Below are 18,471 nucleotides of genomic sequence, written 5' to 3' on the forward strand. Positions count from 1 at the left end.
GGGGGGGGGCCGCGGGGGGGCCCGCCGCCTCTATCTGTTGGGGGGGGGGGGCCGGCCCCTTTTTTTAGGGCTTTATCCGGCGGGGGGGGGGGGGGGGGCCCAGGGTTCGGCGGGGGGGTTTGGGGCCCCCCCCGCCCCCAGGGGGAGACGATACCCCGTTTTTGTGGTCGGGAAGCCTGGTGGTGCAGGGCGACGGCATCGCTCGCGTCACCGCGACCGGGGCGCGTACCGCGCTGGGCCAGATTGGCCGCAGCCTGCAGGATGTCGGCGTCGAGCTCTCGCCTCTGCAGCGCGGCGTTGCCCGCATGGTGAGGCTGATGGTGATGGCCGCGGTGGCCGTCAGCGTGCTCGCCACCTTCCTGTACGGATTGCGCGGCGGGGACTGGATGCCTGCCATCCTGGCCGGGATCGCACTGACCATGGGGCTGCTGCCGGAGGAGTTTGCCGTGATCATGACCGTCTTCCCGGCGCTCGGCGCCTGGCGCATGGCGCGGGCGCAGGTGCTGACGCGGCGTCTGGCTTCAATCGAAGCGCTCGGCTCGATTACGGTGCTGTGTACCGACAAGACCGGCACCCTGACTGAGAACCGCATGCACGTCGAGCAGTTGTATGCGGGCGGCGAATTCCTGCGGCTGCCGGCCGGACCGGACGGCTTGCCGCTGGCGTTCAGCGATCTGGTGCGCTTTTCTTCGCTGGCCAGCAAGCCGCGCGCAAGCGATCCGATGGAGCAGGCACTACACACCCTGGCAGACGTCGGTCGAGCGGATCGCCCTTTGCGCGAATATCCTTTGTCACCCTCGCTGCGGGCCATGTCCCAGGTGTGGGACGACGGCGATGGCGAATTGGTGACCATCGCCGCCAAAGGGGCCCCTGAAGCGATCGGCGCACTGTGCCATTTGAACGACGCCGACCTGGCCGACTTGCGCAGTGCAGCTGACTTTATGGCAGGCCAGGGGTTGCGTGTATTGGGCGTGGCGCGCGCCGTACACGCCGCCGCTTCGTTGCCGCCGGAGCAAGCTGGCTTCAGCTATGTGTTCCTCGGGCTATTGGGATTGGCCGATCCGTTGCGCGCCGAAGTTCCGGCTGCCATCGACCAATGCCATGCCGCCGGCATCCGCGTCATCATGATCACGGGGGACTATCCGGCCACGGCGGTCTATATCGCGCGACGTGCCGGCTTGCCGGACAGTGGGGTGCTAAGTGGGGACGAGATTAGCCAGATGGATGACACCCGATTGCGTGAGCGTTTGGCCCAGGCGACGGTCTGTGCCCGCATCACGCCGCTGCAAAAATTACGGATCGTGGAAGCCTTGAAGGCCAATGGTGAGGTGGTGGCGATGACCGGCGATGGCGTTAATGATGCGCCGGCGCTGAAATCGGCCCACGTCGGCATCGCCATGGGACAGCGCGGCTCCGACGTGGCGCGCGAGGCGGCAGCGCTGGTGTTGTTGGACGACAACTTTGCCTCGATCGTGCGCGGCATCCGGCTGGGACGCCGGATCTTCACCAATATGCGCAGTGCGATGTCGTATGTGGTGGCGATCCATGTCCCGATCGCCGGCATGGCCTTGCTGCCGGCGTTCCTTGGCTGGCCGGTGTTGCTGTTTCCAATGCACATCGCATTCCTTGAGTTGATCATCGACCCGACATGTTCGCTCGCTTTCGAAAACGAGGCCTCCGACGCCGGGGCGATGGAGCGCCCGCCACGGCCGGTGAACAGCCCCTTGCTGGACCGCCCGACGCTGACACTGGCCGCGATCCAGGGCGTGGTGGGCCTGGCGGCCGTCGTGCTGGCCTATGCATGGGCCTTGCCGCAACTGCCGGAACCGGCCGCGCGGGCGGCGGGCTATGCCGTCCTGGTGCTGGTCAACCTGTCGCTCATCTTCTCCAGCCTGCCGCAGCGCCGCAGCCTGCAGGCCCGGCTGGCCGGTTCCAACCGGGTCCCGCTGGTCGTGGCCGCGGTGACCGGCGTCATGCTGCTGTTGGCGCTGTACCTGCCCATGGTGAAACGCGTCTTCCAGTTCAGTGCGCTACCAACTTCCGCCTTGCTGCTGGTGATGGCGTGCGGCCTGGCCTGCTATCTGGTGAATCTTGCTGCCGGCAGGCTCATGCCGCGCAGGCCGGCAATTGATTGAGGAGGTCGTATGAGCGTACGCAACCTGGAATACCTGATGCAGCCGCGCTCGGTGGTGGTGGTCGGCGCATCGGCACGGCCCCACAGCGTTGGTGCAACGGTGCTGGCCAATGTCTTGCAGGCCGGGTTCACCGGCCGGGTCATGGCGGTCAATCCGAAATACACCGAACTGTCGGGGTGCCAGGTCGTGCACCGTGTCCGCCAATTGCCGGTCGTGCCGGACCTGGCGGTCATTTGCACGCCGCCGCACACGGTGGCGCAACTGGTGAGCGAACTGGGGCATTTGGGCTGCCGCGCCGCAGTGGTGATCACCGGCGGCATGAGCGCGGCGCACAAGGCCGCGATGCTGGACGCGGCGAAGCCCCACCTGCTGCGCATTCTTGGTCCGAACGGGGTTGGCTTGCTGGTGCCGGGGATTGGCCTCAACGCCAGTTTCGCCCATGTGCCCGCGCTGCCCGGCAAGCTGGCATTCGTATCACAGTCGGGCGCCCTGGTGACAGGCGTGCTGGATTGGGCGCACTCGCGCGGCATCGGCTTTTCGCGGTTCATCTCGCTGGGCGACAGCAGCGACGTGGATTTTGGCGATGTGCTGGACTACCTGGCGGCCGACCGCGCCACCCAGGCCATCCTGATGTACATGGAAGATGTGCGCGCTGCGCGGAAATTCATGTCGGCGGCGCGCGCCGCCTCGCGCAGCAAGCCGGTGCTGGTGGTGAAGGCAGGCCGGTTCGCCGAAGGAGCGAAGGCCGCCAATTCGCACACCGGTGCGCTGGCGGGGAGCGACGCGGTGTACGACGCGGCCTTCCGCCGCGCCGGGATGTTGCGCGTGCTGACCACCGAGGAGTTGTTCGACGCGGTGGAGACCTTGTCCAGCGCCCGCCCTTTGACGGGCGAGCGGCTGGCGATTCTGACCAACGGCGGCGGACCGGGCGTGCTTGCCACCGACGCCCTGATCGGCAGCGGCGGCGCGCTGGCGACACTGTCGCCCGCCACCTTGAGCCGCCTCGACGCCGTGCTGCCCGCGAGCTGGGCGCGCGCGAATCCGGTCGACATCATCGGCGATGCGCCGGTGGGACGATACAGCGAAGCCCTGTCGGCGCTGCTGCAGGACGATGGCGTGGACGCGGTCCTGGTGATGCATGCGCCGACGGCCATCGTGCCTGCGCTGGAAGTGGCGCAGGCGGTGGCTGAGGCAGCGCGCGGCGCCGAGCGGAATATCCTGGCCTGCTGGCTGGGCGGCGATGCGATGGTCGCGGCACGGAAGGTGCTTGACCAGGCTGGCATTGCGACTTACGCAACCCCCGAGGATGCCGTGGACGGGTTCATGCAGATGGTCAATCACCGCCGGGCGCAGCAAGCGCTGCTGGAGGTGCCGGCCGCCTGCAGCCGCGAGTGCCGCACGGACCGGCGTCGGGCCCGGACGGTGATCGAGGATGCACTGCTGCGCGGCGCCAGCATGCTCAGCGAGCCGGAAGCCAAAGAGGTGTTGGCCTGCTATGGCGTGCCGGTGGTGGAAACGGCGATCGCCGACCGGGTGGAGGCGGCGGTCATGCTGGCTGATCGCATGGGCTATCCGGTGGCGTTGAAGATCCTGTCGCCCGACATCAGCCATAAGAGCGACGTCGGCGGCGTGGTGCTCGACCTTGGGACGGCGGCCGAGGTGCGTGCGGCGGCGCTCGCGATGCGCGCGCGGCTGCATGCGCTGCTGCCGGATGCGCATGTGCGCGGATTTACGGTCCAGGCCATGGCGCGCCGTCCGGGCGCGGTTGAACTGATCGCCGGTGCGAGTACCGATCCCGTGTTCGGTCCCGTCATCCTGTTTGGGCAGGGCGGCATTGCCGTGGAAACGATCGGCGACCGGGCGCTGGCGCTGCCGCCGCTGAATCTGACGTTGGCGCGGGACCTGATCGGACGGACCCGGGTGGCGCGTCTGCTGGCCGGCTACCGCGGCCGCCCTGCAGTCGACGTGGATGGCGTGGCCATGGTGCTGGTGCGGCTCTCTGCGCTGCTGGCCGACCTGCCGGAAGTGCTGGAACTCGACATCAACCCGCTGCTGGCCGATGAACATGGTGTGCTGGCGCTTGACGCACGCATGCGTGTGGCGCCGGCTACTACGCGCGGTGCACAACGCTTTGCCATCCGTCCCTATCCCGAGGAGCTGGAAGAAGCGCTGCAGTGGCAAGGTGCGCCGATGGTATTGCGCCCGGTGCGCCCGGAGGATGCGCCGCAGCACGCCGCCTTCTTCGCCGCGTTGAGCGCCGAGGACGTGCGCTTCCGGATGTTTTCAGCGATGCATGGCGTCTCCCCCGCGCAATTGGCGCGCTGGACGCAGATCGATTATGACCGCGAGATGGCGTTCATCGCCACGCGGCAAGGGCCGACCGGTCCCGAGACGCTGGGGGTGGCGCGCGCCGTGGCCGATCCCGATAACGAGCGCGCGGAGTTCGCGGTGGTCGTGCGTTCGGATCTGAAGGGACGCGGACTGGGGACCATGCTGATGAATAAACTGCTGGGCTACTGCCGGGCCCGCGGTACGCGGCAGGTGGTGGGCGAGGCGCTGCCGGACAACGAACGGATGTTGCAGCTGGCACGCAGGCTGGGCTTCGCGCTCGAGCCGGCGCCGCCGCATGGTACGGTCGCGCTGCGCCTGGTGCTGCACGAAGGCATAGGAGAACAGCATGGCCGCGCGGACTAGATGTGGCTGCGCGCTGGCGTGCCTGCTGGCGTTGGCAGGATGCGTCACGGCAGGGCAAAAGCCGGACGTGGCGGCACTGGCGCCGGCGCCTGCGCCGCTGGAGATTCCGGCCAGCTGGTACCGGGAGATGCCTGCCAGCGGCACGCCAGGGCTGGGCAGTTGGTGGCAGCGTTTTGATGACCCGCAATTGACGGCGCTGGTCGACCAGGCGTTGGCGCGCAATACCTCGCTCGCGCTAGCCTCAGCCCGTTTGCAGCAGGCGCGGGCGCTGCGCGACCTGGCCGGCGCCGGGCTGTCGACCCAGGTCAGTGCCAGCGCCTCGGCCGAAAACCTACGGCAGCGGGGCTTTGCCAGTCAGAGCAGCTATAGTGCCGGGCTCGATGCCAGCTGGGAGCCTGATCTCTACGGCTACCGGAAAGCGGGCCTCGCCGCAAGCGCCGCGGCGCTGCACGCGGAGGCCTTGACGCTCGCCGATGGGCAGGTGAGTGTGGCAGCCGAAGTCGCGTTGACCTATATCGAGTTGCGCGGCGTCCAGCAGCGCGAGGCGTTGGCCGATATACATGTCAAGCGTCAGTTGATCCTGACCTTGCTGGCTGCTCAGCGAACCAATGAGGACGCCGGGTTGGACCGCGACCGCGCGCGTGCCGCGCTGGCCCTGTCCATGGCTGAGTTGCCACGCTGGCGGGCCAGCCGCGCGCAGCTGGAACACAGCCTGGCCCTGCTTTGCGGCGGCGCGCCCGGCGCATTGGCAACACCGCTCACGGCTGGCGCAGCGGTACCCCAGGCGCCGGAAGGGCTGGCTATGAGCCTGCCGGCCGATACGCTGCGCCAGCGTCCCGACGTGCGCGCCGCGGCGGCGCAGGTCGACGTGGCGTTGGCCCGCTTGGGGCAGGCCGACGCCGCACGCAAGCCGGTAGTGCGGCTGGAGGGCAGCATCGGCTTGCACGGCATCGGTTTTGGCGGCAGCGGCAGCATGCTGCGGGGACTATTCGGTGCGATCAGCGGCATCGCGTTCGACGGCGGGGCCGGACGGGCGCGTGTCGCCGCCGGGCAGGCTGCGGTTCAGGAAAGCTATGCGGCTTATCACACGGCGGTGCTGGCTGCCCTGCGTGATGTGGAGGATGCGCTGGTCGATCTCGCGGCGGCGCGCGAACGCAGGAAGGCGCTAAGGGCGGCGGCCGAGATTGCCGGCAATGCCGCGAACCTGGCGCTGCTGGCCTATGTCGATGGCAAGGTGGTGGTGGATGCGGTACTGGGCAGCCATGCCACGCTGCTGCAAAGCGAGGATGCGCTGGTGCTGGCGGAGGTGGCGCACAGCACCGCCCACGTGCGCTTGTACAAGGCGCTGGGTGGCGGCTGGCAGCCAAGCGATACGCCCTGAGAGCGGGAGGCAGAGATGGCGGAAATCTTTGGCATGGATGCCTATACGCCGGGCGAGATCGCACAGCGGATCGAACAGACCGGTGTGGCGAAAGCCAGGCTGCCGGTGCGCGCATTGTTCATGCTGGCTGTGCTGGGCGGCGCTTTTATAGGCTTGGGCGCCCTGTACAGTGTCCTGGTGCGGGCCGATCATGGCCTCAGCATAGCGATCCGGCTGGTCATGGCCGGGCTGTCTTTCTCGCTCGGTCTGCTGCTGGTCGTGGTGGCCGGCGCGGAGCTCTTCACCGGCAATAATCTGCTGGTGATGGCATGGGCCGAGCGTCGTATCAGCGGCGCTGAATTGCTGCGTAACTGGGGCGTCGTTTTGGCGGGCAATGCCGCCGGAGCCGGTGGCCTGGCGCTGCTGGTGTACTGGTCCGGGCATCCGGACATGCAGGGCGGCGCCATCGCGGCGGAGTACCTGCGGGTCGCGCAAGCAAAAGTCGCGCTGGGCCCGCTGCGTGCGTTCCTGCTGGGGGTGTTGTGCAACGCGCTGGTGTGCCTTGCCGTATGGATGGCGATGGCCGGCCGCAGCGTGGCGGACAAGGCGGTGGCCGTCGTGTTCCCGGTCTCCGCCTTCGTGGCGGCGGGCTTTGAACACAGCGTGGCCAACCTGTACCTGTTGCCCATGGCCTTGCTGCTTCAGGCACCGGGCGGAGCGCTGGGCTGGTCCGCGGTGATGGGCAACCTGCTGCCGGTACTGGCGGGCAACCTGGTGGGGGGCGCCTTGCTGGTCGGCCTGGTCTATCGCTTCATCTACCGTGGCCCGGCAGCAGCCGGCGCCCAGCCTGCGAAGAACGTCAATCCATGAGGTGGGCCAGGTCTTTGTGCCGGCCTTTGATCGCGTCGATCCGGCGCTCGCATCGGTGCACCACGACTAGGCCGCGCACGACCAGATAGACGCCCAACGCGACCAGCGCCGCGCTCAGGATCAGCAAGGGCAAAAGCAGCAGGGCCACGTCACGGAACTGGTAGCTGCCGGAAGTGGCGATCAGCAGCCCCAGCGCCGACAGCGGCAGGGCAAAGACTGTGATGCCGGTACGCAGCAGCGAGAGCGCCGTGCGCTCCTCAGCCAGCAAAAGCTGGATTTCGTTCGCGACCAGCACCAGGCTGCCAGTGCCGGCATCGTCATCGCGTGCGTTCATTGCGCCTTACTGCGTCATCAGCAGTGGAACCGGACACTTCTCGATCAGGCCGCCAGTGGTGCTGCCGACCACCCAGTCATGCAGGCGGCTATGGCCGTAGGCGCCGGCCACCACCAGGTCAAAGTGCCGCCGCTCTGCCATTTCACATAAGGCAGTACTGGTTTGCTGGACGGTATCGAGATTGACTACGTTGACGTTGCGGTGGTGGCGCGCCAGGTAGGTGGCCAGGTCGGCCCCGGGTTCCGCGCCCATGTCGATCCGTTCATCGGCCGGGTTGCAGAGAACAATAGTCAGTTGCGCAGCCCTCAGCAGCAACGGCATGGCGAATGCGAGCGCGCGGCTGGCGCCGGCGCTGCCATTCCATGCAATCATGATCTTGCTGAAATTGTCCTTGGCATGGTGCTTGGGTGGCACCAGCAGCACGGGCCGCACGCATTGGGTGACGAGGTGGCCCGGTAATCGCGTCGGCGCCAGCAGCCCGTACTGCGCGACGTCCTGATTGCCCGCCACCACCAGGTCGCAATAGCGTGATTGCAGAAGCAGTGCGTCGGCTGCCGTCGTTTCCAGCAGGCGTGTTTCCCAGGATGGCACGCCGGCCGCTTCGCACTGGTGCGCGAACGTGTCCAGCTGCTGCTGCGCATCCTTGCGCAGGGCATCGAGATCGAAGGTGGGCATGATGGCCACCGGGGCACCTGCCGCCAACAGGTAGTTCATTTCGGCCACGCCGCTGACGGCGGTGCCAACCAGATGGGCGCCATGGCTTATGGCCAGACTGGCGGCTGTGCCAAACGTTGCAGGCATGCCGGAGGCCGGGCTGACATGTACGATAATCGTCTTGAACATCATTGCCTCCGCAGGTTGGGCACGAGATACAGGAGAGTGTGGGCGCTGCACCGAGGTAAAACCATGACCCAGATCAAATACTGCCACGGCGTTCCGGGCGCACCATGGCGCAATACCGGCTGCGCTGGGAGGGCAGTTGTCGTGTCGGGGAGATAGATGATGGCGATCACCGTGGATAGCACCACCAACTGCAGATTGATAGATTGGCGTGCGCTTGGCACCGAGGCCGGCCTGGGCGAGCCAGTGAAAGTTCTGTTGGGCCTTCTGGGCCAGCGGAATGGCGAGGGCGTGTCCGCGCAACCCCTCTCGCAATACCAGTTGTCCCGGCTGTTATGGGCGAGCCACGGGTGGTGGGCCATACCACTCAGCATTGCGGTGTATGTCGCGGCCCTTGACGGGCTGTATCGCTTTGACGCCGACACCGGCTTCCTGCGGCATGTGGTGCGCCGCGATGTGCGCAAGTTCCTGGCCGGGGCCGGTAGCGCATGCTCCGCCCCCATCAGCTTGCTGTATGTTGCCGACATCGACGGAGGGACAGAGCTGGAAAGGAAACAGCAAGAGCTGACGGCGGCGATGTGCGCCGGCAGCTGCAGCCAGAATGTTACGTTGATGTGCGCCGCGGAAGGGTTGGTGACGGACCTCCGGGTGATTGCCGACCCCGGCGCGCTGCGGAATGTGATGGCGTTGCGCGACAGCCAGCGCCCCTTGCTGGCACAGGCAGTCGGCCTGCCGGTGCGCCGGATGGCGCGCTGATGCCACCGCACGCGCAAGGGCTGCGCCGCGAATCATCGCCAGCGCAAGTACCAGAAGCCAGCAACCGCGAGCAGCAACAGCACGCCGATACTACGGTAAAGATGCCGTATGCCGGTGCCGGCGGGGCCGGCTTTTCGGCCGTGGATCATCGATGCGACCAGGTTTTCGTGGTGCAGCCAACTGCTGAAGACGACCGCAGCGACGTGGAGCAGGACGAGGGCAAGCATCAGGTTGGCGAAAGTTTCGTGGACATCCTCCCAGAGGTCCTTGCTGGATTCCTGGAGCGCAACCCAGCCGCTCAACGTGACAGCGGCACCAGTGGCGAGCAATGCAATGATAGCCAGGCCGCCGGCCGGGTTATGACCGGCAAAGTGCTGTGGATGCCGCGTCAACAGGGAGCGCAGGTAAGCCCAGGCGGCAGCGGGTGCGCGGACGAAGTTGGTAAACCGCGCGTAGCGCGTTCCGATGATGCCCCAGATGACGCGAAACACAAGCAGACCTGCCATGGTATAGCCGAATGTGACGTGTAGCGCGCGCCAGATTCGCCCTTCGGACGTCAGGTAGGCGCCAGCGAAGCATAGCACCATGAGCCAATGCAGGACGCGGGTCGGAGCATCCCAGACGTCGATCTCGGCCTGGCTATGCCCAGGCGTTGCCTTTATCGTTTGCATAGGGCCTCCCTCAGGAGTGAGGTGCAGCTTTCACCGCACGCGGTGTTGGTTGATGGGGCCATCCTATGGCTGCCCCCTGGGGAAATCCATGACCTGTGTCAACCGCCTCGGCTACTAATGCGCGGGCGAGCTTTTTATCGAGTCCGTAAGTGTCGAGCAGGAATATTGCGCGTCCTTGCCGGTCGGTGAGGGCGGTCGCATACAGAAGGACCACCGGGATCGGCGTTCTGAGCGTGACGGTTCTGCTGGGCCCGGGTTCCATGGCCGCCAGCACGCTGGCCCGGTCCCACTGCCCCTCGTTGCGAAGCACAAATGTCGCCAGCTCCTCTGGGTGTTCGAGCCGGATGCAGCCGTGGCTGAGGTCGCGCCGCGTCCGGGCAAATAGTTCCTTCGCGGACGTGCCGTGGAGATAGATATTCTGCGGGTTTGGCATTCCAAACTTCACCGGACCCAAAGGATTGCGCGGGCCCGGCCGCTGCCGGAGCCGCATCGCGCCCGACCGCAGCAAGGCCAGTGGCGACCCGGCAGCATTGCTGGCGGCGCGCTCGCGCGGGACGAGCTCGAAATCCTCTTTGTAAAGCAGCGCAGGATCGCGCGCCAGCTTCGGGATCAACTCCTCGACTTCAATGCTGCGTGGGACGTTCCAGGCCGGATTGAACTCCAGGTAGCGCAGCTGCGCGATCAGGAGGGGGGTAGGTGTGCGGGCGGCATTCCCGACGATCACACGCATGTCGGCTTCCACGCTGCCTGGCGGCGACTTGGTGTCGAAGGCCCATAGCCGGTACGATGGCACGTTGACGACGATCAGTTGGCCAGGCGGCAATCCAGGCATCCACCGCAGGCGCTCCAGCGTCAGTTCGAGCTGCCGGACGCGATCGGCAAGCGGAATGGCAAGCGCCGACATGGTCGCTGGGCCCAGGATGCCGTCAGGCGTCAGCCCGTGCCGGGCCTGGAAATGCTTAAGTCCGGCCTCCAGCGCCGCACTGGACATTCCTGCATCGGCGGCGGCAGCACTTTCCTCCAGGTCGCCCAGCAGTGCCAGGCGCTGCCATAGCGCGGCAACACCGCTATACAGCAGGAGCTTGCTGGACGCTGGCGGGGCCGGTTGCGGCGGCAATGGCGCCCATTGCCCGTGCCTCCGTGCCAGTTCACGGTAGTTTGCCAGAGTCTGTTTCACGCGCGCGTAGAGCGCCAGCCTGGGCTCGGCGGCCGTGATTGCCGGAGCAAAAGTCCCTTGCGCCAGGGCTTGCCTGAGGTGCTCGACCGGGTCGAAATCGTCTGGCTCGCGGCTGCCGCCATACCATTTGAAGTCTGGGGCAGAACGGCCAAAGTGCAGGTCCGACAGGAAACGCAATGCGGCAGCAGTCAGCGCGAGGTCGAAACCGGCCGGCCAGTCGGGCGACTGGGCTGCCTCGCCGGCGGGTGGCGGCGGCACCAGGTAGCCATCCGCCCGCAGCCCATAGCGTTCGGCGTCGGCCAGCTGATGCAGTAGTTCCGCCGCCACAAAACGCTTATCGGCCCAGGCCGGACGATCGCCATTGCCCGCATAAAAGCGCCGGACCATCGCCCGGTTGCGGCTGGCGCGATCGTCCGCTGTTTGCGTTTCGAGCGCATAGGTGCTGAGCAGGCTGCTTATCGTGGGGGCGGGATGGCTGTCGCCAGCCTGGGAAGCAGCGGGCCTGAGCAGGAGGCAGCCGCCGAACACCATGATTGAGGCGATCTTACCGAAAGGCATAGGTCGAGGCTCATGATTTCAATTCGTATGGCAGGACGTTAGCCAAAGCATTGAAAGCAGGCCATGATCTGGATCAAAACCGATGGATGCGCCGGTACGTGGTCAAGTCTTCGCCAGGGGCAGGCGCAGGCGCACGACGGTGCCCTGGCCGTCCGCTTTGCGCCGGATCTCGACCTTTCCATGGTGCATGGCAACGATTTCCTGCACAATTGCCAGGCCCAGGCCGTGGCCGCCCGGAGCGGCGCCAGGCAGACGGTAATAAGGGGTGAACAGTTTGCCGATTTCGTTCTCCGGAATCGGCATGCCATCGTTTGCCACGTCGAGCAGGGCGCAATCCTCCCAGCGCGACAAGGTCACCGTGATCTCCCCGTGGGGGGCGCCGTGCTGGGAGGCGTTATCGACAAGGTTCTGCAGCAAGCGCCGCAACTGGGTGGGATCGCCCCAGACCTGGCAATCCTCCACCACTTCCAGGCCGATGTTTTGGCCGCGCTGGTCCAGCAGCGGCTCCATGATGCCGATGACGTCGCAGCAGAGCGCTTGCAGGGACTGGCTTTGCATTTCCATCTGGTCGCCGCGGGCCGCGATCCGGCTCAGGGTAAGCAGTTGTTCGGCCAGCTTGCTGGTGCGGCGGGCACCGGCCATAGCCTGCGCCAGCGATGACGCACGCTGCTCGGGCGTGGCGGCGCGCTGGGCATTTTCCAGGTGCAGCTGCACGGCTGCGATCGGGGTTCGAATTTCGTGGGCCGCCGCATTGAGGAAGCGTTGCTCGCGCTCGAACGCTGCTCGTATCCGGTCGAGCAGGTGGTTCAACTCGATGACGATAGGCGCCATCTCCAGCGGAGTCTCCGGCAGGATCACGGGTTCCAGCGATTCCGGCTCGCGTGCCGCGATGCGCGCCGCCAGTTCGGACAGCGGGCGCATGTTGTGCAGGATCAGGAAGTTGACGGCAGCTAGCATCAACACGCCGCCCACGGCCAGCGGCACCAGGATGGATTTGCCGATATCATTCGACATTTCCTGCCGCACTTCGTCTTTCTCGGCAGTCAAAACCCAGACCTTGCCGGACTGCAGAGTAAACACTTGCCAGTCGGCGCCATCCGTATGGTTTTCGGAATAACCGGCACGTAGCGGCGCCAGTGCCGAGGTCGGCGCGGATGCGGACTTGGCCAGCAACACGCCGTCACTGCTCCAAACCTGGAATGCGATCTTGGTTTCATAACGGTGCCCGAAAATTTCCGGCGCGTCGCTGGTGGTGGTTTCCAGTTCGTGCGGCAGCGCGATGATGATCGGCTGGGCGATCGTCGCATTCTCCAGCTGGCGCGCCACCAGTGCCTCCAAAACGCGCGCCGACGTGGCCAGGCGCGCGCTGAACAGCTCATCGGATTCGTGCCGCGCGACATTGCGTGCGCCGATGCCGATGCCAAGGAAAATCAGCAGCATGCAGAGCAGGGTGGCGGCAACCAGGCGTTGGCGGGCGGAATAGAAACTTGTAATCATGCCGCCAGGTCGCCCATGCGATAGCCGACGCCGCGGATGGTCTTGATTACCGACGGCACGATCTTCCGCCGCAGGTGGTGCACGTGCACGTCGATGGTGTTGCTCTCCGTCCCTTCGCCCCACCCGTACAACGACTCTTCGAGTTGCGCCCGGTTGAAAACGCGTTGCGGCTGCTCCGCCAGTTGAAGCAGCAGCATAAACTCCAGCCGCTGCAGTTCGACGGGATGGCCGCGCCAGGTAGCGCTCAGGCTTTCCGGATTAAGCGAGAGGTCGCCCACGGTAAGCTGGTTGACCTGGCGTCCGCTGCGGCGGCGCAGGAGAACGCGCAGGCGCGCCAGCAGCTCATCCAGGTCGAACGGCTTGACGAGATAGTCGTCCGCCCCCAGGTCGAGCCCCTGAACCCGGTCGCGCGTCGAGTCCCGCGCGGAGAGGACCAGCACTGGAATCGGGTTGTCGCGGTGGCGCACCGCCTTGAGTACCTCGGTGCCGTCCAGGGTCGGCAGCCCCAGGTCCAGCACCATCAGATCGAACGGCGAGTGGCTCAGGGCGTGCAGGGCCGCTGGCCCATCGTTGACGTGTTCCACCGTGTAGCTGGCGCGGCGCAACGCTGTCAGCAGGCCGCTTGCCAGCAGTGGATCATCTTCGACTAACAGGATTCTCAACGGGCAACCTCCTTGTTACTTGCGTTTGGCGGCGATCTTCGCCAGCAACTGCTCGATTTCCCCGCGACGGCCTTCGTCCGCCACTTTGCGGCCTGGGCGCGGTGCAGCCTGAAGTGCCTTGTTGAGGGCACGCTCCGCTTCAGTGTAGTCGCCTTTGCGGAACAGGTAGTCGCCGTAGAAATAGTTCGGATCGATGCCATCGGGATTGATTGCCAGGCCTTTCTTCAGGAATTCCAGTGCCTTCTTGTCGTCGCCAAAGCCGATCGGCCAGCCTGGCACCTGATAGTACAATGAACCCAGGCTGGTATAGGCTGAACCAGCCAGGGCATCGGGGCTGATGGCGATCGCTTGTTCCAGTGCCTTCTTCGCGCTCTTCACATGGGACAACGCGCCCAGCCCGCCCTTGGCCCCAGCATAAGTCGACTCAATAATACCGTACCAGATCAGTAGGTCGGCACTGCCGGGGTTAGCGGCAAGCAGTTTCTGCGCTTCGTTCACCAGTTGCTCGTATTGTGCTTCCTGGGCCGCGGTTGGCGTTTTATAACGGATCTGCTCCCACTTTTGCTGCAGGTTGCTGACCTCATCGGGTACGCCGGCAACGGCCATAGCGAAGGGAAGCAGCAGCGCTGCGGCGAATTTGGCGATGTATTTCATTTCAGTGGCTCCTGTAGGAATTATTTGGGCAGGTACTGGCGGATAATGGCGAGTTGTTTGCGGATGGCATCGTCAGGGAGTGACGGCAGTAGTCGGTTCAGCATGACGAAGAAGCGTTCCTTCCGACCCATGGTGGCTTGCCAGGCGTTACCCGCCAAGAACTCGGTAAAGGCCAGTGCCACGGTTTCGGGAGTATCTTCGGCCGTGCCAAGTGCGCTGTTCATGGCGTTCACCGCGCAGCTGTTGATCGCTGTGCGTGTGGCGCGCGGGGCGAAATAGCGCACTTCGACCGAACTGTCGGACAGTTCGCGGCGCAAGGCCTGCGAGAAGCCCTTCAGGCCGGCCTTGCTGGCGCCATAGGCGACAAAACCGGGAAAGCCGAGCAGGCCGAATACGGAACCGATGTTCACCACCTGCGCCGACGGCGCCTGGTGCAGCAGAGGCAGCAACTGCCTGGTCAGTAGCATCGGCGCCACCAGGTTGGTTTCCAGCATGGCGCGGATGGTTTCCGCCGATTGCGTTTCAAAACTGTGGAAATGGCTGATGCCGGCGTTGTTAACCAGCAGGTTGATCGGGCCGGCTTCCTGCGCTGCGTGCTGGACTGCGGACAAGGTGGTCGGCGTGGTCAGGTCGCCGCACACTACCTGTACATGGTCGCCAAGCTCAGCGCGCAGGGCGGCCAGCGGCGCGGGCTGGCGCCCGACCAGGATCAGGGCATCGGCTTGCGGTGCGAGCCGGCGCGCGATGGCCGAACCGATGCCGCCGCCCGCCCCGGTCAGGACGGCGCGATAGCGTTGTGCGATGCGCGTTCCCATATCATGCCGCCTGGTCGAACAGAGCACCGCCATGCGGCAGGCTGCGGAACACGTCGCCGTACAGCTGGTACATCATGCGCGCCACGTGCAACACCGAAGCCTGGTCGTCCGGCCGCTCAAGGCGGTTGACCAGCCCTTCGAAGAAGGCCACGTGGCTGATATCCAGGCTGCCGTGTGAGTTCAGGTAGCTGAACGCCTGCGCTGGAAGACCAAGCGCGCCGCGCAAGGTGTCGGCGGCATGCGTTGCCAGGGCAGTACTGGTGCCTTCGAGCACATGCACCATGCCGAAGAAGCCCACCGGATTTCCGCGGTCAATCTGATGATAGGCATAGGCCACCATCAGTTCAGTGCTGCGATGCGGTTGGCTGTGCCTTACTGCTTCCGGGTCGCCGCCGCAAGCAGCGATGTCGGACAGGATCCATTCCTGATGCCCGACTTCTTCCTCGATATACTTGGCGATGGCTTCGCGCAGCCATTCATAGTCGGCGCCAAGTCGGCTGCCGCATGCCATCAGCAGTGGCACGGTGTGGCGCACGTGGTGGTACGCCTGGGTCAGGAAGGCGATGTACTGCGCGGTCGTGGCCTGCCCGCGCAGCGCGTCCTGGATGATGGGAATGGCGAACATTTGCTGGCGCTCGCTTTCGCTGCCAGCCTTGAGTGCTTCGAAAAAGCTCATGCGGTTTGCTCCTGGTGGTCATACATTGAATTGATCAGCCCAGCAAGCTGTTGCTGGATCGCGGCGCGGCGCGGGCGGCCGTTCGGCGTCGCCTGGCCGTTTTGCGGGGTGAAGGGCGGTACGCTGGTCCAGCGCCGAATTTGTGCGTAGTCAGGCAGCTCCTGGTTGGCCAGGTCCACAGCCTGCTGGATCTGGGCTGACGTTAGCTCCGGCCTTGCCGGTACCAGCAGGGCCGACAGCCAGGGCCGGCCGTCGCCGATAACGAGTGCCTGGGCCAGCAAGCCGGTACCCAGCAAGGCCGCTTCGGGCCACTCGGGCGAGACATTGCGGCCAAAGCTGGTGATCAGGATGTCCTTCTTGCGCCCGTCGATGTACAGGTAGCCGTCCGGGTCGAGGTGGCCCAGGTCGCCGGTGGCGAGCCATCCAGCGTGGTTCGGCGCCATGCCGAGGTAATGTGCTAACGCGCCGCCGACTTCGATCTCGCCATCGGCGGCGATGCGCACGGGGCGATGCGGCAAGGGTTTGCCGACGCTGCCGTTGCGCTCGCTTCCCGGCAGATTGAGCGCGACCACCGAGCAGCATTCCGACAAGCCGTAACCTTCGAATACCGGCAATCCCCGTGCGTGCGCGGCTGCCAGCAGGCGCGCCGGCACCTTGGCGCCGCCCACCGCAATAAAGCGCAGGCTGGCGGTGCGGCTGTCGTCGGGCGCCAATGCGCCGAGGATGGCCTGCAACATCTGCGGCAAGACGATGATGCTTTGCGCCTGGTAGCGCGCGATGGCATCCAGGCAGCGCTGCGGGTCGAACTGGCTGGCGCCGGCCATGCCGACTTCTGCCAGCGGCGGACAGATCGTGGTCGCTCCGCTCAGCATGGCAGTGTAGGGACCGGATATGTTCTCGAGCAGGACCGCGAAGGGCAGCAGGCACAGATGGCGTTCCAGGTGAAGCTGCGCCACCCCTTGTTTCAGGGCGCGCGCCAGCTCCCATTGCTGGGCAGTGCTTAAGCAGACGCCTTTCGGGGCGGCCGTGGTGCCCGACGTGAAGGTGATCTTCTGCGTATCCGCCAAGCCCCGCTGATGCGGGCTGTCCGCGGCCTGATACAGCAGCAGCGGACCGCCGCTTTGGATTGGCTCGCCGAAACCGAGGGCGCCCAGCGATGCACCGGCCGGCGCCAGCACGGCGCTGGCGCCGCTTTCGCGCAGAACGTGAGCCCATTGGGCCGGCGTGAAGAAGAGCGGGAGCGGCACCAGGGTCAGGCCCAGCTCCTGGGTGGCCAGGTCGGCGGCCAGCCATTCCGGGCTGTTGTCGGCAAGGATGGCCACCGGCGCCAGTGGGGCCCGGCGCGCCTGGAAGGCAGCGCACAGGCCGGAAACGCGCTGCGCGAGGGCCGTGGCATCGAACTCATTGCTGCCGTCGCAAAGGACTGGGCGCCCGGGCGGAAAAGATTCAAGCAAGTTGTGTGTAACCATAGTGGATGTCGCCAAACATGACTTTGGGTTGGGTGTCGTAGTAACTGCCCCAGCGCTGTCCGCCATCAGGTAGCCGGGCTGGATCGGCGGGCGCCAGAACATGGGGCTGAAGGTGTAGCCGGCTGAAGGAATTGAGCAGACTGACGGTAGCTGTAAACACCACCCAGCGAAGGCCGAGGCTGTTTAAAAGCTGGGTAGTGCTGACAATCAGCGAGCGCGCCGCACCGGGGTGATGCGCTGCCAGATTGCCTACTTCGACAATGCTGGCGCGATCGACTGGACTGCGCGCATGCGCGCTGATGGCGGCTTCTACCGGGGCGTCCAGGTAATGTTCGAGGAAGAGCGGGGCAAGCTTGGCCGGCGTGTAACCAAGTGCTGCGATCCAGTGCCCGTCCTTGTCGCGTGCGCCGAGAAGTACTTCACTGAAGTGGTTGACCTCGGCGCCGTAACTGGCACGAAACGAATCGGCGATGAAAGCTTCCAGTTCCGGACGGTTAGCCGCGCCGCGCGGGAAATGTTCAATCCTGCTAACCGCTTTCGGAAGGCGAGCGGGGCCAGTTGGCAGTTCTGCGTTGGTGCTCAACATGGTATCCCTCAACAAGTGTCTGATGGGATGACTTTATGCAAGGAAGATTATCCCTGCATTAAGCGGGCAAAGAACGCGGCGGTGTGCGCTATTGCATCAACGACAACTATTCGACGCGGCTGATTTGACTTGGATCATGGAAGTTATGCTGGTGCCGCCGCACGATCTCCGTATCTAACCCTGGATGGAGACCGTCATGCGCAACCTATTACCGCTGATGCTGGCAACCCTGTTGGTTGGACATGCCCATGCCGACGACAAGCACCACCCACCCGAGGCCGCTGCCAAGCCGGCGCAGGGTAAGCCGGCCGCCGCCACTGCGGCGGACAAGCGTTTCAATGCTGCCTACGACCAGCTGAAGAAGATGATCGGACAGATGGACAAAATTAAGGCGGCCAAGGATCCGCATGAGCGTCATCGGCTGATGCAGGAACATATGGAGACGATGCGTGAGGGAATGCAGGCGCTGCGTCCGGCCGGCGGCGGTGCAATGCAGATGATGGGCTGCTCGATGATGAAGGAGCCGGCGGCCGGGGACAAGGACGATGCCAAACCGTGCCCGATGATGGGCGACGCGCGCCCCAAGCCACAGGGCGAGCGGCTGGACGCGATGGAAAAGCGGATGGACATGATGCAGATGATGATGGAGCAGATGGTCGAGCGTGAGGGCCAGAAGCCCGCTCCCAAGCAATAGGGCGGAGCTGCCGGGGCAGGGCC

At 65.4% G+C, this 18,471-nt stretch carries 17 protein-coding genes; 6 read left to right on the forward strand and 11 right to left on the reverse strand.

What is annotated here, in order from left to right; translation table 11 throughout:
* Positions 1–161: 161 nt before the first annotated feature.
* From AAHE99_RS09440 to AAHE99_RS09455, 4 genes are read left to right on the forward strand one after another with little or no spacing between them, the layout of a single operon-like run.
* On the forward strand, positions 162–2,135 hold the full coding sequence (locus AAHE99_RS09440; protein WP_342116741.1) for a cation-translocating P-type ATPase: 1,974 nt from the start codon (positions 162–164) through the stop codon (positions 2,133–2,135).
* Between the two features lie 9 nt (positions 2,136–2,144).
* On the forward strand, positions 2,145–4,829 hold the full coding sequence (locus tag AAHE99_RS09445) for a bifunctional acetate--CoA ligase family protein/GNAT family N-acetyltransferase (protein WP_342116743.1): 2,685 nt from the start codon (positions 2,145–2,147) through the stop codon (positions 4,827–4,829).
* A complete protein-coding gene (locus tag AAHE99_RS09450) occupies positions 4,813–6,210 on the forward strand; it encodes an efflux transporter outer membrane subunit (RefSeq protein ID WP_342116746.1) in 1,398 nt (465 codons plus the stop codon). The genes AAHE99_RS09445 and AAHE99_RS09450 overlap by 17 nt, the downstream gene beginning before the upstream one ends.
* A gap of 15 nt (positions 6,211–6,225) precedes the next feature.
* A complete protein-coding gene (locus AAHE99_RS09455) occupies positions 6,226–7,059 on the forward strand; it encodes a formate/nitrite transporter family protein (RefSeq protein ID WP_342116747.1) in 834 nt (277 codons plus the stop codon).
* Here the strand turns inward: AAHE99_RS09455 and AAHE99_RS09460 are convergent.
* Together AAHE99_RS09460 and AAHE99_RS09465 are read right to left on the reverse strand one after the other, a co-directional pair.
* On the reverse strand, positions 7,049–7,393 hold the full coding sequence (locus AAHE99_RS09460; RefSeq protein ID WP_342116748.1) for a hypothetical protein: 345 nt from the start codon (positions 7,391–7,393) through the stop codon (positions 7,049–7,051). The genes AAHE99_RS09455 and AAHE99_RS09460 overlap by 11 nt on opposite strands.
* 6 nt (positions 7,394–7,399) lie before the next feature.
* Positions 7,400–8,239, reverse strand: a complete 840-nt coding sequence (locus AAHE99_RS09465) for a universal stress protein (protein ID WP_342116750.1) — start codon at positions 8,237–8,239, stop codon at positions 7,400–7,402.
* A 153-nt stretch (positions 8,240–8,392) separates the two neighbouring features.
* Here AAHE99_RS09465 and AAHE99_RS09470 point away from each other — a divergent pair, with 153 nt between their 5' ends.
* Complete coding sequence (locus tag AAHE99_RS09470; RefSeq protein ID WP_342116752.1) at positions 8,393–8,989, forward strand: SagB/ThcOx family dehydrogenase; 597 nt, start codon at positions 8,393–8,395, stop codon at positions 8,987–8,989.
* Between the two features lie 32 nt (positions 8,990–9,021).
* Here AAHE99_RS09470 and AAHE99_RS09475 read toward each other — a convergent pair whose 3' ends face one another.
* From AAHE99_RS09475 to AAHE99_RS09515, 9 genes are all read right to left on the reverse strand, one after another.
* Complete coding sequence (locus AAHE99_RS09475; RefSeq protein ID WP_342116753.1) at positions 9,022–9,660, reverse strand: cytochrome b/b6 domain-containing protein; 639 nt, start codon at positions 9,658–9,660, stop codon at positions 9,022–9,024.
* 10 nt (positions 9,661–9,670) lie between these two features.
* Positions 9,671–11,395, reverse strand: coding sequence for a L,D-transpeptidase family protein (locus AAHE99_RS09480; protein ID WP_342116755.1), 1,725 nt, complete (start codon positions 11,393–11,395; stop codon positions 9,671–9,673).
* 102 nt (positions 11,396–11,497) lie between these two features.
* Positions 11,498–12,892, reverse strand: coding sequence for a sensor histidine kinase (locus AAHE99_RS09485; RefSeq protein ID WP_342116756.1), 1,395 nt, complete (start codon positions 12,890–12,892; stop codon positions 11,498–11,500).
* Positions 12,889–13,554, reverse strand: a complete 666-nt coding sequence (locus AAHE99_RS09490) for a response regulator transcription factor (RefSeq protein ID WP_342116758.1) — start codon at positions 13,552–13,554, stop codon at positions 12,889–12,891. Before AAHE99_RS09490 ends, AAHE99_RS09485 begins: the two co-directional genes overlap by 4 nt.
* Positions 13,555–13,569: 15 nt before the next feature.
* The gene (locus tag AAHE99_RS09495) at positions 13,570–14,208 is read right to left on the reverse strand and encodes a tetratricopeptide repeat protein (RefSeq protein WP_342116760.1); all 639 of its coding nucleotides are present in this window, start codon (positions 14,206–14,208) and stop codon (positions 13,570–13,572) included.
* A gap of 20 nt (positions 14,209–14,228) precedes the next feature.
* Entirely contained in the window at positions 14,229–15,023 is a 795-nt protein-coding gene (locus tag AAHE99_RS09500; RefSeq protein ID WP_342116761.1) for an SDR family oxidoreductase, read from the reverse strand.
* A 1-nt stretch (position 15,024) separates the two neighbouring features.
* Positions 15,025–15,699 (reverse strand): TenA family transcriptional regulator, encoded by a 675-nt coding sequence (locus AAHE99_RS09505; protein ID WP_342116762.1) that lies wholly within the window; start codon positions 15,697–15,699, stop codon positions 15,025–15,027.
* Positions 15,696–17,153, reverse strand: a complete 1,458-nt coding sequence (locus AAHE99_RS09510) for an AMP-binding protein (protein WP_342116763.1) — start codon at positions 17,151–17,153, stop codon at positions 15,696–15,698. The genes AAHE99_RS09505 and AAHE99_RS09510 overlap by 4 nt, the downstream gene beginning before the upstream one ends.
* Positions 17,146–17,754 (reverse strand): thermostable hemolysin, encoded by a 609-nt coding sequence (locus AAHE99_RS09515; protein WP_342116764.1) that lies wholly within the window; start codon positions 17,752–17,754, stop codon positions 17,146–17,148. The genes AAHE99_RS09510 and AAHE99_RS09515 overlap by 8 nt, the downstream gene beginning before the upstream one ends.
* A 196-nt stretch (positions 17,755–17,950) precedes the next feature.
* On the opposite strand from AAHE99_RS09515, the gene AAHE99_RS09520 reads away from it, so the two are divergent.
* Complete coding sequence (locus AAHE99_RS09520) at positions 17,951–18,448, forward strand: hypothetical protein (protein WP_342116765.1); 498 nt, start codon at positions 17,951–17,953, stop codon at positions 18,446–18,448.
* The last annotated feature ends 23 nt before the right edge of the window (positions 18,449–18,471 follow it).

Origin of the sequence: Pseudoduganella sp. OTU4001, assembly GCF_038440195.1 — a bacterium.
GTDB lineage: Bacteria > Pseudomonadota > Gammaproteobacteria > Burkholderiales > Burkholderiaceae_D > Rugamonas.